The organism is Caulobacter sp. P1_D6 (genome assembly GCF_056406095.1).
On the sequence record NZ_JBFUAW010000001.1, the window covers coordinates 1 to 14680 of the forward strand.

Below are 14680 nucleotides of genomic sequence, written 5' to 3' on the forward strand. Positions count from 1 at the left end.
CCCCGTTCGACGCCGACGGCGGGCGGGCTCCCCAACGACAGGAGTCCCCGGACACGCTGAAGTAACCCCCTCCAGCCCAGTCCCGCTCGATCGCCCCCCGCCGCCGCATCGGTCGCTGGCCTTGCGCCCTTTCCCTGCGACGAGGTGGGTCAAGGATACGGGCGCCGCGAAAGGGTGAGGACCAAATCGGGTCGAGAAAGTTCAGGGCGTTGAAATCGCCGGGGTTTGTTCGCTATCCGCCGAGCATAAGCACCCTTGAACCCTCTCCCAGAGGGAAAGGGTTCAAGAAACCGCCCCTACCCGCCGACCAGCGAGAAGTCCGCCACCTGGCCCATGGCGTCGCGGACGGCGGCCAGGGTCTTCAGGCGGCTGTCGCGTTCGGCGGCGACGTCCGAATTGACGAACACGCCGTCCAGGAACGCGTCGACCGGGCCGCGCAGGCCGGCCAGTTCCTGCATGGCGGCGGTGAAGTCTTCAGCTTCCAGAGCGGACGCCAGCGGCTTTTCGATCATCCGCAGGGCGTCGTGCAGCTGCACTTCCGGGGCGGAGGCGTCGGGCAGGATCTCGCGACCGCCCTCGGCCTTCCAGCCCTTCTTCTCCTCGGCCCTGAGGATGTTGGAGGCGCGCTTGTAGCCGGCCAGCAGGTTCTTGCCGTCGTCGGTCTTGAGGAACCCGTCCAGCGCCTCGACCCGGGCGACGATCCGCACCAGGTCGTCGTCGCCAAGCGCGAACACGGCGTCGACGAGGTCGTGACGCTTGCCTTGGTCCTTGAGGGTGACCTTCAGGCGGTCGGCGAAGAAGGCGAGGAGATCAGCGACGCTTGCGCCAACTTCTTTCGAACCAACGCGAACTTTGGAAATCGCCATACCCCCAACGACCGCAATCGGTCGATCAAGGTCAAAACGCTGCACAGCTTCGTTGGCAGCAATCGCATCAGCATTCAGCTTTCGCATCATGTTGGCGACTTCGACCAAGTCCCGATGCTCTTCGAGCAACCTTGCCAAAGGCAGACGAGAAGAATTTTCCAGAACACTGCGAATTACGCCCAACGCCGCTCGACGTAGCGCAAAGGGATCCTTCGAACCCGTTGGCTTTTCGTCGATCACGAAGAAGCCAACCAAGGTGTCCAGCTTGTCAGCCAGAGCCACGGCTAAACTCAAAGGCGCCGTCGGAACCGCATCGGAGGGGCCTTGCGGCTTGTAGTGATCGCGGATGGCGTCGACAATTTCGGGGTCTAAGCCGGCGGTGCGGGCATAGTAGCCGCCCATCAGGCCTTGCAGTTCCGGGAACTCGCCGACCATCTGCGAGGCGAGATCGGCCTTAGCCAGACGTGCAGCCTCAGCCGCCTTGTTGGCATCTGCGTCGATCAAAGATGCGATCTGACGAGCCAAAGTCATGATGCGCTTCACACGCTCGGCCATGGTCCCCAGCTTGGCGTGGAAGGTGACGCCGTTCAGCTTTTCCAGCCACGGCTCGAAGCCGACCTTGACGTCCTCGTCCCAGAAGAACCGGGCGTCGGACAGGCGCGAGGACAGCACCTTGGCGTTGCCCTCGGCGATCACCTTGCCGCCGTCGGCCGACTGGACGTTGGCGATGGTGATGAAATGCGGGGCCAGCCCCTCCCCGTCCGGCTTGCGCACGGCGAAGTACTTCTGGTGGGTGCGCATCGAGGTGCGGATCACCTCGCCCGGCAGGTCCAGGAACGCCGGGTCCATGTCGCCCAGCACCGGGGTCGGCCATTCGGCCAGGCCCGCGACTTCCTCAAGCAGGCCGATGTCCTCGACCAGCTCCAGATTGCGCGCGAAGCACAGGGTCTTGCAGCCCTCGAGGATGCGCGCCTTGCGCTCCTCGACGTCCAGCACGACGAAGTGCTCCAGCAGGCCCTTGGCGTATTCGTCGAAGTCGCGAACCTTGAACGGCTGGCCGCCCCAGCCGAAGCCGACGCGCATGAAGCGGTGGCCCTCGGTGATGTCGCCGGCCTCGATGCCCTCGACGGCGAACGGCACGACCTCGCGATCGAACACGCACAGGATGCGCTTCAGCGGCCGCACCCAGCGCAGCTTGGAGGCGCCCCAGGTCATCGACTTGGGCCACGGGAAGCCGCGGACGATGGCTTCCACCATCTCGGCGACGATCTCGGTGGTCGCGCGGCCGGTCTTCTCGATGAAGGCCATCCAGACGCCGTCGCGCTCGACCAGCTGGTCCTGGGTCAGGCCCGCCTTGCGCAGGAAGCCTTCCATGGCCTGGGGCGGGGCGCCGACGCGGGGGCCCTTCAGCTCTTCCTTGCGGTCGGCCTGGGCGATCGGCAGGCCCTCGACCACCAGGGTCAGGCGGCGCGGACCGGCGAAGGTCTTCAGCGCCTCGGGCAGGAAGCCGGCGGCGGCCAGATGTTCGCGCGCCATGCGCTCCAGGTCGCGCGCGGCGCCGGCCTGCATGCGGGCGGGGATCTCTTCGGAGAACAGTTCAAGAAGGAGTTGGGGCATCGACTTTACGCGGCTTCCTGCTGCTCGACCCAGGCGCTGGCGCACATCTTACAAAGGTCGCGGATGCGGCCGATGTAGCTGGCGCGCTCGGCGACGGCGATCGCGCCGCGGGCGTTCATCAGGTTGAAAAGGTGGCTGGCCTTGAGGACCATATCGTAGGCCGGCAGCACCAGGGACTTGCCCTGGTACGAACGGGCCAGCATCAGCGGCACCTGCTGCTCCATGTCCTCGAACTGGCGCTTGAGCACGGCCACGTCGTAACCGTGGAAGTTGGCTTCCGACTGCTGGCGCTCGTTCTCCAGGAACACGTCGCCATAGGTCAGGTGGCCCAGCGGCGCGTTCGGGTCGTTGAACGGCAGGTCGTAGACGTTGTCGACGCCGAACACGTACATGGCCAGGCGCTCCAGGCCGTAGGTCAGCTCGCCGGCCACCGGCGAGACGTCCAGGCCGCCCACCTGTTGGAAGTAGGTGTACTGCGACACCTCCATGCCGTCGCACCAGACTTCCCAGCCCAGGCCCCAGGCGCCGACGGTGGGGTTCTCCCAGTCGTCCTCGACGAAGCGGATGTCGTGGGTGCGCAGGTCCAGGCCGATGGCCTCCAGCGAACCCAGGTACAGGTCCTGCATGTTCGGCGGGTTCGGCTTCAGGATCACCTGGTACTGGTAGTAGTGCTGCAGGCGGTTGGGGTTCTCGCCGTAGCGGCCGTCGCCCGGACGGCGCGAGGGCTGGACGTAGGCCGCGTTCCAGGGCTTGGGACCCAGCGCGCGCAGCACCGTGGCCGGGTGCAGGGTCCCCGCCCCCACCTCGACGTCGTGCGGCTGCAGGATCACGCAGCCCTGGGCGCTCCAATAGTCATGGAGCGTCAGGATCAGGTCTTGGAACGACCTGGGTTTTTCTTGGGGCTTTTCAGAAGACATCAGGGTCCGAACAGGGCCAGAAAAAAGTCGGCGGACCATAGGGCCCGCCGACTGGTGCTTCAAGCTTAGTCAGACCGTTGAAGAGGCTTAGTTGCCCTTGGCGGAGGAGCGCTTGCCGGCGTTCGACAGCGGCGCGCCGTAGGCCTTGCGGTTTTCCGGGGTGTCGGCGATCGGCGGGTTGGAGACGACGTTGGGGTCGCCGGCCTTCAGGGCCGACTGTTGCTCGGCCGGCATCGACGAGACGCGGCCGGCGGTGTCGGTCGCCGTGCCGGTCGGCGCCGGCGTGGTGGTCGCGGCCGTCGGGTCGGCCGGAGTGGCGGCGGTCGCCGGGTCGGCGGGCATGGTCTGGTCGGCCGGAGCGGCGGCGGTCGGGTCCGGATTCACCGGAGCGCCCGCTTGGGGAGCCGTCGACTGGGCCATGGCCGCGCCGGACATCAGCGCCAGGGCGGCGGCGGCGGTAGCGATACGCACAAACATGGGGCTGATCCTTCTTGGAGGAAATACAGCCACATCAGCGTTCAAACCTTGGACTCCGTTGCGCCGATCACGGGTTCGTGAACGCTTTACTTGAAGAACATCACGATCGCCACGCCCATGAAGATGAATCCGAACCCCACCAGCGTCTTCCAGCTGATCGCCTCGCCCAGGTAGAAGACCGAAAACAGCGTGAAGACGATCAGGGTGATCGCCTCCTGGCCGGTCTTCAGCTGCGCGGTCGAATAGACGTTGTGGCCCAGGCGGTTGGCGGGCACGGCCAGCAAGTATTCCGGCAAGGCGATCAGCCAGCTGGTGAAGATGGCGACCAGCATCGTCGTCGAGCGATTCTTCAGGTGCCCGTACCAGGCGAAGGTCATGAAGACGTTCGAGGCGATCAGCAGCCCCCAGGGCGCGATCTTGAACCAGAATGAGGGCATGGGCGGCGGAAACTCCAAATCGCGATGCGAGAGCCGCTGATTGTATTCGCTTCGCGACAAGCTGGGCCAGCCCTCCCCTCCGGAGGGCGAAACGCCGCGTTTCCGAGCGCCCAAGGTCGTCGATGCCCGGATTTTAGGCGCCACGCCCCTTTCGTTTCCAATTCCCTACCGCGCGACAGCCATGTCCGAAGCGCGACCGATAGCGTGAACGGCGCCGGGGAAACGATGAGGGCCCATGGGTCCGCGTCGCGGTGCGAGTGAGCAACGCGCTCTAAAACCAATTCAAGGGGAGCCCGCTCAGTCGGCGGGTCGGAGCAAGGCGGATGAAACTGATCATAGCGATCGTCAAACCCTTCAAGCTCGACGAGGTCCGCGAGGCGCTCGTCGCCGCGGGCGTCGAAGGCCTGACAGTGTCCGAGGTCAAGGGCTACGGCCGGCAGAAGGGCCAGACCGAAATCTATCGCGGCGCGGAATACCAAGTGAATTTCGTGCCGAAGGTGAAGCTGGAAGCCGTGGTCGACGACGCGTCGGCCGCCAAGGCGGTCGAGGCGGTCAAGGCCGCCGCCGCCACGGGCAAGATCGGCGACGGCAAGATCTTCGTCCTCAATGTCGAGGAAGCCGTTCGCATCCGGACCGGCGAAACCGGCCCGGCCGCTTTGTAATTCGTCGGGAAAAGGGGATACCAACGATGAAACTGCACTTTAAACCGCTGGCCGGGCTTGTGCTCGCCGCGACCCTGGCGGGGGCCCCTCTGGGCGCCGTCGCCTTCGCTCAGGAGACAGCGGCTCCGGCCGCCGCCGCGCCCGCCGAGGCCGCGCCGGCTCCGGCCGCGCCCGTCGCCGCCGCTCCGGCTCCGGCCGAGGCCGCTCCCGCCGCCATCGTCGACAAGAACGACAAGGGCGACAACGCCTGGATGCTCACCTCGACCGTCCTGGTCCTGCTGATGATCCTGCCCGGCCTGGCCCTGTTCTACGGCGGCCTGGTCCGCTCCAAGAACATGCTGTCGGTGATGATGCAGGTCTCGACCGTCGCCATCATCGGCTTCGTCGCCTGGGTGCTGTGGGGCTACAGCCTCGCCTTCACCGACGGCGGCAGCTGGGACCTCTTCGTCGGGGGCCTGGGACGCCTGTTCCTCAAGGACGTGACACCGGCCAGCAACGTCGCGACGTTCTCGACCGGCGTGGTGATCCCCGAGTTCACCTTCATCTCGTTCCAGGCGACCTTCGCCGCGATCACCGCCGCCCTCGTGGTCGGTTCGCTGGTCGAGCGCATGAAGTTCGCCGCCATCGTCGCCTTCGCCGTCCTGTGGCCGCTGCTGTCGTACTATCCGATGGCCCACATGGTCTGGTGGTGGCCGGGTCCTGACGCCATCGCTCAAGCGCCGACCGCCGCCATCAAGGCCGGTCAGATCTGGACCTGGGGCGCGCTGGACTTCGCCGGCGGCACCGTGGTGCACATCAACGCCGGTATCGCCGCCCTGGTCGGCGCCCTGATCCTGGGCAAGCGCCAAGGCTACGGCAAGGAGCCGATGCCCCCGCACTCGCTGACCCTGACCCTGGTGGGCGCCGGCCTGCTGTGGGTGGGCTGGTTCGGCTTCAACGCCGGCTCCAACCTGGAATCGAACGGCTACGCCTCGCTGGCGATGATCAACACCTTCGTCGCCACCGCCGCCGCCGGCCTGTCCTGGATCGTCGTGGAGTGGATCACCAAGAAGAAGCCGTCGGCCCTGGGCCTGGCTTCGGGCGTGGTCGCCGGCCTCGTCGCCGTCACCCCCGCCGCCGGTTTCGCCGGCCCGATGGGCGCGGTGATCCTGGGTCTGGTCGTCTCGCCGATCTGCATCTTCTTCTGCTCGGTCGTGAAGAACGCGCTGAAGTACGATGACAGCCTGGACGCCTTCGGCATCCACGGCATCGGCGGCATCGTCGGCGCCCTGGGCACCGGCCTGCTGGTCAACCCCGTCTGGGGCGGCGCCGGCATCGTCGACTACACCACCTGCGCCAAGGACGGCGACATCTCGACCTGCGATGCGCTGGCCACCTACACGCCGATCGGCCAGCTGATCATCCAGGCCAAGGCCGTCTGCCTGACCGTCCTGTGGTCGGCGGTCGCCTCGGCCATCGTCTTCTTCGTCATCAAGCTGGTGATCGGCCTGAAAGCCTCGCCGGAAGCCGAAGAAGAAGGTCTGGACATCTCCGAACACGGCGAACGCGCCTACCACAGCTAAGGCTGAGGCAGGTTCGGTCCAAACGTTCGGATCGGGAGGGCGCGGAAGCTTCGGCTTCCGCGCTTTTCTTTTGGGTCGACGCCCCGGAGGACATGCTCTCACGGCAAGGCCTCGGCCAATCGGGTCACGAAGTTGGGGTGAGTGCGTGTCCCCAACGCCATCCACGGCGCTGCAGCGTTCTAGAACGGCCCGCCCAGCCGGCAGCGCTTCACCCACCAGTCGGGCCGCATCCGCTCGAGCCGCTCGGTCAGCCCCTCGGCCTCGATGTCGCCGGCGCACAGGGCGAAGCAGGTGGCGCCGGAGCCGGACATCCGGGCCAGCAGAGTCTCGGGCTCGTCGGCCAACAGGTCCAGCACCTCGCCGATGCGCGGTTCCAGCGCCACCGCCGGCGCCTGCAGGTCGTTGCGGGTGAAGCCGGCCAGCCAGGCGCAGACCTCCTCGACGCTTTCCAGCCCGTCCAGCAACGGCGGCGGGGCCTCGCCCTCCGGCGCGACGGCCGCGTCGTAGGCCCGGTAGACCGCGCCGGTCGGCGACGGGACCAGCGGGTTGACCAGCACGGCGTGCAGCTCCGGCAGGGCCGGCGCGGGCGACAGGCGTTCGCCCCTGCCCTGCGCCATCACCGGCGCGCCCCACAGGCAGGCCGCGCCGTCCGCGCCCAGGCTTCCCGCCACGGCTTCCAGGTCGGCGTCGGACAGGTCGGGAGCCAGGGCCTCGCGCAGCAGCCGCAGGGCCGCGCCGGCGTCGCTCGACCCGCCGCCCAGGCCGGCGGCGATCGGCAGGGCCTTGTCGAGGATCAGGCGGAAGGGCGGCAAGGGTCCGCCGAGCCGGGCGTGGAGGGCGTCGGCGGCCCGCACCACCAGGTTGCCGTCGTCCAGCGGGATCTCGCCGCCGAACCGCCCCGTGGTCTCGAAGCTGGGCGCGTCGGCCGCCCGCAGGCTGACCCGGTCGCCGACGTCGGCGAACAGCATCAGGCTGGAGATCGGATGATAGCCGGCCGCGTCGGGCCCGCCGACGTGCAGGAACAGATTGACCTTGGCCGGGGCGAAGGCGTCGAGGCGCATGGCGGGCCTTTGAAAGCGTCTGGAAGTCGTGGTCGCCCGGTTTATCCGGGCGGCTCAAGCGGCGCTACTGGGTCGAGGCGATCCTGGCGGGCGGACCGTTCAGGCCGTCCTTCAACTTGGCCTCGGCCTCGGCCTTCTGCTTGGCGTCGGGTTCGAGGCTCAGCACGCGCTGCCACTGGTAGCGGGCCTCGACCGTGCGCCCGACCCGCCAGTAGGCGTCGCCCAGGTGGCCGTTGACGTCCGGGTCGCCCGGCTCCAGCTCGACGGCCTGTTCCAGCTTGGCCACGGCGGTCTTGTAGTCGCCCTGGCGGTAGTAGCCCCAGCCCAGGGAGTCGAGCATGGCCCCCGACTGCGGCCGGGCGTCGACCGCCTTCTGGACCATGGCGATGGCCTCGGGCAGGTGCAGGCCGCGGTCGATCCACGAATAGCCGAGATAGTTCAGCAGGTCCGGCTCGTCCGGGCTGATCTTGACCGCCGTCAGCAGGTCATGCTCGGCGTCGTCCCAGCGGCCGGCCCGCTCCAGGGCGATGCCGCGCATGTAGAGCAGCCGCCAGTCGGGCTTGTCGCCCTCGCCGGCGATCAGCGGGTCCAGGGCGGCGGCCGACTCGGCCCAGCGCTCGTTGGCCCGCAGCAGGTCGGCATAGGTGATCTGGGCGTCGCGGTCCTTGGGCGCGGCGGCGGCCGACTGCTGGGCCAGGGCGACGGCCTTCTCCTTGTCGCCGGCGGTCTGGTAGCTCCAGGCCAGCTTGGACTGGGCCGCGACATAACGGGCCGAAGTCGGCGCCACCTTGGCGTAGGCCTCGCGGGCTCCGGCATGGTCGTCGTCCTGGGCCAGCAGGTCGCCGACCAGCAGCCAGGCGTCGTCGCGCTTGGGGTCCAACCTCAGGGCCAGGCGCAGATAGGCCAGGCCGAACTGGCTCTGGCGCTCGCTGGCGAAGGTGGCGGCGCAGGCGACCAGCATGTGGGCGGCGCCCTGCTTGTCGGTCGCCATGGCCGGCACCGAGCCGCGCGCCGCGGCCCGGGCCCGGGCCATCCTCAGACCCTGATCGTCGGGATCGCGGGCCAGGGCCGCGTCGTACAGCGCCACGGCGTCGGCGTGACGCTTGCGACGCTCCAGGAACGCGCCGTAGTCCTCGACGAACAGCCCACGGGCGTTCTCGATCGCCATCAGCGCCTTGTAGTCGGTCTCGGCCTCGTCATAGCGCTTGGCGCGCTCGTAGAGCCGCGCCTGGCTCAGCTGGCCGAAATACTGCACGAACCGGTCGCCCTGCAGCTCCGGCCGCGTCACGGCGCCGTTGTTATCGCCTGCGGCGGCGGCCAGCCAGGGGGCCAGCAGAACGGCGGCCGGACGATGGGGGAAGCCCAGGGTCTCGGTCTTCAGCAGGGTCTGGGCGTCGCGGCCCTTGCCGCTGGCCATCAGGTCGACCACCCGGGTCAGGACGCCCAGCCGGCGGACCTGTTCGTTGGAGTCGGTTCCGCGCGGGGCCATGGCGGCGGCGCGCTGCACGTCGCCGGCCAGCAGGGCGGCGGTGAAGGCCCGGTCGGCCAGCACGCCCGGATCCTCGTCCAGCTGGCGCGCCTCGTCGAAATAGGTCGCGGCCTGGGCGTTCGAGCCGTTCAGCAGAGCCGCCTGCCCGGCCAGGAACTGGCCGTAGGCCGACCGGCTCGAGCCCCAGGCGGAGCCCATGACGAGCTGGCCGCGCAGGTCCGGGGCCGGCTTGGCGGCGGCGCAGGCGGTCAGGGCCGAGGCCGAAACGAGGGCGAGGAGAAGCTTGATACGCGTCATGTCCGCACCCTCATCGGTTTCCCGTCGCGCCGCAAGAAAAAGGCGCGGTCCAAGTTCGGACCGCGCCTCCTAGGCTTTCATCGGGGCCTTTCGAAGGCCTGCCGCTACATGTTCGGGTAGTTCGGCCCGCCGCCGCCCTCGGGCGTGGTCCAGACGATGTTCTGCGACGGATCCTTGATGTCGCAGGTTTTGCAGTGGACGCAGTTCTGGGCGTTGATCTGGAAGCGCGGATCGGTCCCCTGATCGTTGTAGAGCACCTCGTAGACGCCCGCCGGGCAGTACAGCCGGGCCGGTTCGCCGTACTTGGGCAGGTTCACCGCGATCGGGACGGCCGGGTCCTTCAGCGTCAGGTGGGCCGGCTGGTCTTCCTCGTGGTTGGTGGCCGAGATGAACACCGAGCTCAGCTTGTCGAAGCTGATCACGCCGTCGGGCTTGGGATAGACCAGCGGCTTGTAGTCCTTGGCCAGGCCGGTCGATTCCGCGTCGGTCTTCTCGTGCTTCAGGGTGCCGAAGAACGAGAAGCCGCCGAACAGGTGCGTGCACCACATGTCGAACATGCCCAGCGCGCCGCCCAGCGCGGTTCCGAACTTGCCCAGCAGCGGCTTGGCGTTGCGGACGACCTTCAGTTCCTTGGCCACCCACGACTTCTCGTAGAGGTCCTGGTAGGCGACCAGCTCGTCGCTGGCCCGGCCCGCGCCCAGCGCCTCGAAGGCGGCGTCGGCGGCCAGCATGCCGGTCTTGACCGCGTTGTGGCTGCCCTTGATGCGCGGCACGTTGACGAAGCCGGCCGAGCAGCCGATCAGCGCCCCGCCCGGGAAGGTCAGCTTCGGCACCGACTGATAGCCGCCCTCGGTGATGGCCCGCGCGCCGTAGGCGATGCGCTTGCCGCCTTCCAGGTGGGGCTTGACCGCGGCATGGTGCTTGAAGCGCTGGAACTCGTCGAACGGCGACAACCAGGGGTTCTTGTAGTTCAGGTGCACGACGTAGCCGATGGCCACGTAGTTGTCCCCGAAGTGGTACATGAAGCTGCCGCCGCCGGTCTGGTTGTCCAGCGGCCAGCCGGTGGTGTGCTCGGCCAGGCCCGGCTGGTGCTTGTCGGCCGGCACCTGCCACAGCTCCTTGATGCCGATGCCGAACTTCTGCGGCGACTTGCCCGCCGACAGGTCGAACTTGGCGATCAGTTGCTTGGCCAGCGAGCCGCGCACGCCCTCGGCGATGAACACGTACTTGCCGTGCAGCTCCATGCCCGGCTGGTAGTCGGGCTTGTGGTGGCCGTCCTTGGCCACGCCGACCACGCCGACCACGACGCCCTTCAGCGAGCCGTCGTCGTTCCAGACCATGTCCGAGGCGGCGAAGCCCGGATAGATCTCGACGCCCAGCTCCTCGGCCTGGGTCGCCAGCCAGCGGCTCACATTGCCCAGCGAGGCGATGTAGCAGCCGTGGTTGTGCATGAACGGCGGCATGGCGAACATCGGCAGCGAAAGATCGCCCGACGGGCCCAGCAGCCGGAAGACGTCCTTGGTGACCGGGGTCTCCAGCGGCGCGCCGCGTTCCTTCCAGTCGGGGAACAGCTCGGCCAGGCCCTTGGGATCGATCACCGCGCCCGACAGGATGTGGGCGCCGACTTCCGAGCCCTTTTCCAGCACGGCCACCGAAACCTCGGTCCCGGCCCTGGCCGCCAGTTGCTTGAGTCGGATGGCGGCCGAAAGGCCCGCCGGTCCGCCGCCGACGATGACGACGTCGTATTCCATCGACTCGCGTTCGAGCTCTTCGCTCATAACATCTCCCGCCCGGGCGCACGCTGCCCGCGTTCTTGCTGTTTGAATCGCAGCTTATCGTGAGGTGACGCGGAGGTGGTCAAGAATAAACAGATGTTTTTTGCTGCGATGCAGCGCAGGCCCGGCGTGGCGACCCGCGAAACTTCGTACTAAGAGAAGCGTATGAACCTCGCCGTCGACCCGCGCGCCGCCGAAAGCCTGCTCGCCTTCTGGGCCGATGCGGGCGTCGAGGCGTCGTACGCGGACGATCCGATCGACCGCCTGGCCGAGGGCGCGGCCCTGCTGCGGGCCCGCAAGGAGCCCCCCGCCCCTGTCGCCGTCACGCCCATTCTTGGTGGTCATGGCGCCACCCCGGCCTTCGGACGCGGACCCGACCTGGGCGCCGCCGTCGCCGAGGCCCAGGCCCTGGCCGCCGCCTGCGCCGACCTGCCCGCCCTGGCCGCCGCCATCGCCGCCTTCGACGGCTGCCTGCTCAAGACCCAGGGCGCGCGCCAGGCCGTGGTTTCGCGCGGGCCGGCCGACGCGCCCCTGATGATCATCGGCGAGGCTCCCGGGGCCGACGAGGACCTGCAGGGCGCGCCGTTCGTCGGCCGCGCCGGCCAACTTCTGGACCGCATGCTCAAGGCGGCCGGCGTGCTCGACCGCGCCTTCGTCACCAACACCGTGTTCTGGCGTCCGCCGGGCAACCGCACGCCGACCCCGCAGGAGCAGGCCGTCTGCGCGCCCTTCCTCGAGCGGGCGATTCAACTGGTCCAGCCCAAGATCCTGCTGCTGGTGGGCGGCGCCTCGGCAAAGAGCATGCTTCGTCGTGACGAAGGCATATTGTCGCTGCGTGGGCGCTGGTTCGAATGGACCTCCAGCGACGGCGCCAACGAGCTCCCGGCCTTGCCCACCTTGCATCCGGCGTTCCTGCTGCGTCAGCCGGCGGCCAAGAAGAAGGCCTGGGCCGACATGCTTATGCTCAGCGAGAGGCTTGATCGTCCGGAGCGTCCCAACTAGAGATTCGGGCGACCAGTTGGACACGGGACGCGTCGGGGAGCCTTTCGGGGCTAGGGCGCGGAAACGCATTGCAGCTTCTTGCTCGCCCTCTGGCCGTTTTCTCGGCCTTCGTGTTTTGTCTCGCGGTCGCTTTCAGCGCCCCCATGAGCGCCCGCGCCTCGGCGCTGGAGCCGCTGTCCGAGGCCGACGCCCGCTTCTATCGCGCCGCCTTCGCCGCCGCCGACCACGGTGATTTCGACGCCGCCGAGGCCGCCGCGGCCAACGCCCGCGACCGCAGCCTGCGGGGCCGGCTGGAATTCTCCAAGATCATGCATCCGCGCGCCTATGCGGCCAGCTATGACGAGTTGACCGACTGGCTGGCGTCCTATGGCGACCAGGCCGGCGCGGACCGGGTCTACGCCCTGGCCGTCAAGCGCAAGCCGGCCCGCGTCGCCGCGCCGAAGATCCCGGCCCTGTTCGTGGCCGGCGCCAAGGGTCCCGCCCCCGCCGACAGGGCCCGCGCCGCCCGCGAAGCCTATTATTCCGGCGACGTGAAGAAGGCCCTGACCCTGGCCCAGGCCGCGGGCGAGCCCTGGATCGCCGGCCTCGCGGCCTTTCGCCTGCAGTCCTATGCCCAGGCCCGGACCTATTTCGAACGCGTCGCCGACGACGACAACCAGGACGAATGGCTGCGCTCGGCCGCCGCCTTCTGGGCCGCGCGCTCGGCGGCGTCCGGCGGCCAGGCCCGCGACGTCGAGGACCTGCTCAGCACCGCCGCCCGCGCGCCCAACACCTTCTACGGCATGATCGCCGCCCGCCAGCTGGCCCTGTCCGGCCTGGCCCTGGCCCAGGACGACCCGATCGCCGCCCTGCTGACCAAGGTTGCCTACGAGGGTCCCGACACCGCCTCGCTGGCCCGCCTGCTGACCGCCGATCCCCGCGCCCGCCGCGCCGCCGCCCTGGCCCAGATCGGCCGCTGGGCCGAGGCCGGCCAGGAACTGCGCGCCGGCCTGTCCCTGGCCAGCGACGATCCCAAGGCCCGCGGTGACTGGACCGACCTGGCCCTGGCCCTGAACGAGAAGGCCCCGCTGAACGCCGGGCGCGCGGTCAAGCGGGTCGGCGGCGAGGACTATCCCCTGCCCCTGCTGGAGCCCCGAGGCGGCTTCACGATCGACAAGGCCATGGTCTACGCCCTGGTGCGCCAGGAAAGCCGCTTCGACCCCTACGCCACCTCGGGCGCCGGGGCCGTGGGCCTGATGCAGCTGATGCCGATCGCCGCCGCCCGCGCCGCCGGCGACGACAAGCTGCTGGCCGACACCACGCCCTTGCTCGACCCCAGCTTCAACCTGCGGGTCGGCCAGGACTACTTCACCTGGCTGATGGACCGGGGCCTGCAGAGCCCCGACCTGTTCCGCGCCGTGGCGGCCTATAACGGCGGCCCTGGCACCCTGATCAGGACCCAGGAGCAGCTGGGCGGCGCCGACTGCGACCCGCTGCTGCTGATCGAGAGCCTGCCGGCCCAGGAAACCCGCAACTACGTCGAAAAGGTCATGGCCTCGTACTGGACCTATCGCAAGCTGATGGGCGCCGAGACCAAGACCCTGGACGCCGTGGCCAGCGGCGCGCGGGTGATCGACTTCCGGCTGGATCAGTAGGGACTTGGCGACGCCGACACCGCGTCGCACTCCAGCCTTCAGACAAACCCTGCGTCTTTGGTGGCTCGACCACGGTGGGACCGTGGGTCTCGGCCTGGGCGGCTTGGCGATCCTGCTTTTCGGCCTGCTGCTTATACCTCTCGGTTCCGTTACCCTGCACACCGGTCGGGTCACCGGTTTTCGCCCTGTGAGCTCCGAGACGGGCACGGAGGTCTATGCGGCCGTCGACGTCGAAGGACGTCCGATCTTGGTGGAACTTCCGGGCAATAACGACTGCTCGGTCGGCAGCTCCATCGCCTTGCGGAAGGCGCGGTTCCCGCTTGGACCGCGCTATGCCGTCCAGGGGCGGGCCTGCGCCACGGTCGACCGCTAGACCCGAAGGCGCACGGACTTCGGCTTCAGCCGCCCCAGCAGCGTCTTCAGCGGATCACCGCCGGGCTTGAAGCCCCCGGCCGCCTCGACGGCCTCGCGTGACGCCAGGACCGCCAGGGGGCGACCGAACAGGCCCGGAGCCGCGATCCAGGCCGGCTTGCCGCCGCCGCCCGCCAGGTGGGCCTCGACCGGCGTGCGCCAAGCCTCGGGCAGGACCAGGCCCTCGCCCAGGGCCAGGATCCAGGCGCTCCTGGCCGCCGCGCAGCCGGCCGCCAGGCGCTGGCCCGCGTCGCCCGACGCCTGGACCACCCGCGCCCCGCTGTCCTCGGCGATGGCCAGGGTGGCGTCGGTCGAACCGGCGTCGGCGAACACCACCGCCTTGACCAGGCCGTCGACGGCGGCCGGCACCAGCAGGGGCAGGACGTGGACCAGGCGCGCGGCGCTGTCATGGGTCGGCAGGACGACGGTGATCATGGGTCCTGCTTCCGATCCGGCGCGGTGCAGGTCAAGCC

At 68.9% G+C, this 14680-nt stretch carries 13 protein-coding genes; 5 read left to right on the forward strand and 8 right to left on the reverse strand.

Annotated elements, in window-relative coordinates:
- Window positions 1-296 precede the first annotated feature (296 nt).
- The 4 genes from glyS to AC1DYP_RS00020 all read right to left on the reverse strand — a co-directional run bounded on the left by glyS (window position 297) and on the right by AC1DYP_RS00020 (window position 4314).
- The gene (glyS, locus tag AC1DYP_RS00005) at window positions 297-2483 is read right to left on the reverse strand and encodes a glycine--tRNA ligase subunit beta (RefSeq protein ID WP_477044578.1); all 2187 of its coding nucleotides are present in this window, start codon (window positions 2481-2483) and stop codon (window positions 297-299) included.
- A 5-nt stretch (window positions 2484-2488) separates the two neighbouring features.
- A complete protein-coding gene (locus tag AC1DYP_RS00010) occupies window positions 2489-3400 on the reverse strand; it encodes a glycine--tRNA ligase subunit alpha (protein WP_477044579.1) in 912 nt (303 codons plus the stop codon).
- An 87-nt stretch (window positions 3401-3487) separates the two neighbouring features.
- Entirely contained in the window at window positions 3488-3877 is a 390-nt protein-coding gene (locus AC1DYP_RS00015) for a hypothetical protein (RefSeq protein ID WP_477044580.1), read from the reverse strand.
- 86 nt (window positions 3878-3963) lie between these two features.
- Window positions 3964-4314 carry a DMT family protein gene (locus AC1DYP_RS00020; protein WP_477033275.1) on the reverse strand — a complete coding sequence of 117 codons (351 nt, stop codon included), beginning with the start codon at window positions 4312-4314 and terminating at the stop codon, window positions 3964-3966.
- 323 nt (window positions 4315-4637) lie between these two features.
- Between AC1DYP_RS00020 and AC1DYP_RS00025 the strand changes: the two genes are divergently transcribed.
- Both AC1DYP_RS00025 and AC1DYP_RS00030 read left to right on the forward strand, forming a co-directional pair.
- The gene (locus AC1DYP_RS00025) at window positions 4638-4976 is read left to right on the forward strand and encodes a P-II family nitrogen regulator (RefSeq protein ID WP_007665036.1); all 339 of its coding nucleotides are present in this window, start codon (window positions 4638-4640) and stop codon (window positions 4974-4976) included.
- A gap of 26 nt (window positions 4977-5002) precedes the next feature.
- Window positions 5003-6538 (forward strand): ammonium transporter, encoded by a 1536-nt coding sequence (locus AC1DYP_RS00030; protein ID WP_477044581.1) that lies wholly within the window; start codon window positions 5003-5005, stop codon window positions 6536-6538.
- A 179-nt stretch (window positions 6539-6717) separates the two neighbouring features.
- On the opposite strand, the gene AC1DYP_RS00035 is transcribed toward AC1DYP_RS00030, so the two are convergent.
- The 3 genes from AC1DYP_RS00035 to AC1DYP_RS00045 all read right to left on the reverse strand — a co-directional run bounded on the left by AC1DYP_RS00035 (window position 6718) and on the right by AC1DYP_RS00045 (window position 11163).
- On the reverse strand, window positions 6718-7599 hold the full coding sequence (locus AC1DYP_RS00035) for a 4-(cytidine 5'-diphospho)-2-C-methyl-D-erythritol kinase (RefSeq protein ID WP_477044582.1): 882 nt from the start codon (window positions 7597-7599) through the stop codon (window positions 6718-6720).
- A gap of 64 nt (window positions 7600-7663) precedes the next feature.
- Window positions 7664-9385, reverse strand: coding sequence for a tetratricopeptide repeat protein (locus tag AC1DYP_RS00040; RefSeq protein WP_477044583.1), 1722 nt, complete (start codon window positions 9383-9385; stop codon window positions 7664-7666).
- Between the two features lie 104 nt (window positions 9386-9489).
- A complete protein-coding gene (locus AC1DYP_RS00045; protein WP_477044584.1) occupies window positions 9490-11163 on the reverse strand; it encodes an electron transfer flavoprotein-ubiquinone oxidoreductase in 1674 nt (557 codons plus the stop codon).
- Between the two features lie 162 nt (window positions 11164-11325).
- Here AC1DYP_RS00045 and AC1DYP_RS00050 point away from each other — a divergent pair, with 162 nt between their 5' ends.
- The 3 genes from AC1DYP_RS00050 (at window position 11326) to AC1DYP_RS00060 (ending at window position 14169) form a co-directional block, all read left to right on the forward strand.
- On the forward strand, window positions 11326-12162 hold the full coding sequence (locus AC1DYP_RS00050) for a uracil-DNA glycosylase (RefSeq protein WP_477044585.1): 837 nt from the start codon (window positions 11326-11328) through the stop codon (window positions 12160-12162).
- 143 nt (window positions 12163-12305) lie between these two features.
- Window positions 12306-13796: a lytic transglycosylase domain-containing protein gene (locus AC1DYP_RS00055; RefSeq protein ID WP_477044586.1), complete on the forward strand. Its 1491-nt coding sequence runs from the start codon at window positions 12306-12308 to the stop codon at window positions 13794-13796.
- Between the two features lie 82 nt (window positions 13797-13878).
- A complete protein-coding gene (locus AC1DYP_RS00060) occupies window positions 13879-14169 on the forward strand; it encodes a hypothetical protein (RefSeq protein WP_477044587.1) in 291 nt (96 codons plus the stop codon).
- Here AC1DYP_RS00060 and AC1DYP_RS00065 read toward each other — a convergent pair.
- On the reverse strand, window positions 14166-14642 hold the full coding sequence (locus AC1DYP_RS00065; protein ID WP_477044588.1) for a glycosyltransferase: 477 nt from the start codon (window positions 14640-14642) through the stop codon (window positions 14166-14168). The two genes, AC1DYP_RS00060 and AC1DYP_RS00065, sit on opposite strands and share 4 nt — an antisense overlap.
- Window positions 14643-14680 lie beyond the last annotated feature (38 nt).

What these genes read in the sequence shown, in the direction of transcription:
- AC1DYP_RS00030 (WP_477044581.1), top strand. Translation starts at nt 5,003, where the DNA reads ATGAAACTGCACTTTAAACCGCTGGCCGGGCTTGTGCTCGCCGCGACC.
- AC1DYP_RS00035 (WP_477044582.1), bottom strand. Translation starts at nt 7,599, where the DNA reads ATGCGCCTCGACGCCTTCGCCCCGGCCAAGGTCAATCTGTTCCTGCAC.
- glyS (WP_477044578.1), bottom strand. Translation starts at nt 2,483, where the DNA reads ATGCCCCAACTCCTTCTTGAACTGTTCTCCGAAGAGATCCCCGCCCGC.
- AC1DYP_RS00040 (WP_477044583.1), bottom strand. Translation starts at nt 9,385, where the DNA reads ATGACGCGTATCAAGCTTCTCCTCGCCCTCGTTTCGGCCTCGGCCCTG.
- AC1DYP_RS00045 (WP_477044584.1), bottom strand. Translation starts at nt 11,163, where the DNA reads ATGAGCGAAGAGCTCGAACGCGAGTCGATGGAATACGACGTCGTCATC.
- AC1DYP_RS00050 (WP_477044585.1), top strand. Translation starts at nt 11,326, where the DNA reads ATGAACCTCGCCGTCGACCCGCGCGCCGCCGAAAGCCTGCTCGCCTTC.
- AC1DYP_RS00015 (WP_477044580.1), bottom strand. Translation starts at nt 3,877, where the DNA reads ATGTTTGTGCGTATCGCTACCGCCGCCGCCGCCCTGGCGCTGATGTCC.
- AC1DYP_RS00020 (WP_477033275.1), bottom strand. Translation starts at nt 4,314, where the DNA reads ATGCCCTCATTCTGGTTCAAGATCGCGCCCTGGGGGCTGCTGATCGCC.
- AC1DYP_RS00010 (WP_477044579.1), bottom strand. Translation starts at nt 3,400, where the DNA reads ATGTCTTCTGAAAAGCCCCAAGAAAAACCCAGGTCGTTCCAAGACCTG.
- AC1DYP_RS00065 (WP_477044588.1), bottom strand. Translation starts at nt 14,642, where the DNA reads ATGATCACCGTCGTCCTGCCGACCCATGACAGCGCCGCGCGCCTGGTC.
- AC1DYP_RS00025 (WP_007665036.1), top strand. Translation starts at nt 4,638, where the DNA reads ATGAAACTGATCATAGCGATCGTCAAACCCTTCAAGCTCGACGAGGTC.
- AC1DYP_RS00055 (WP_477044586.1), top strand. Translation starts at nt 12,306, where the DNA reads ATGAGCGCCCGCGCCTCGGCGCTGGAGCCGCTGTCCGAGGCCGACGCC.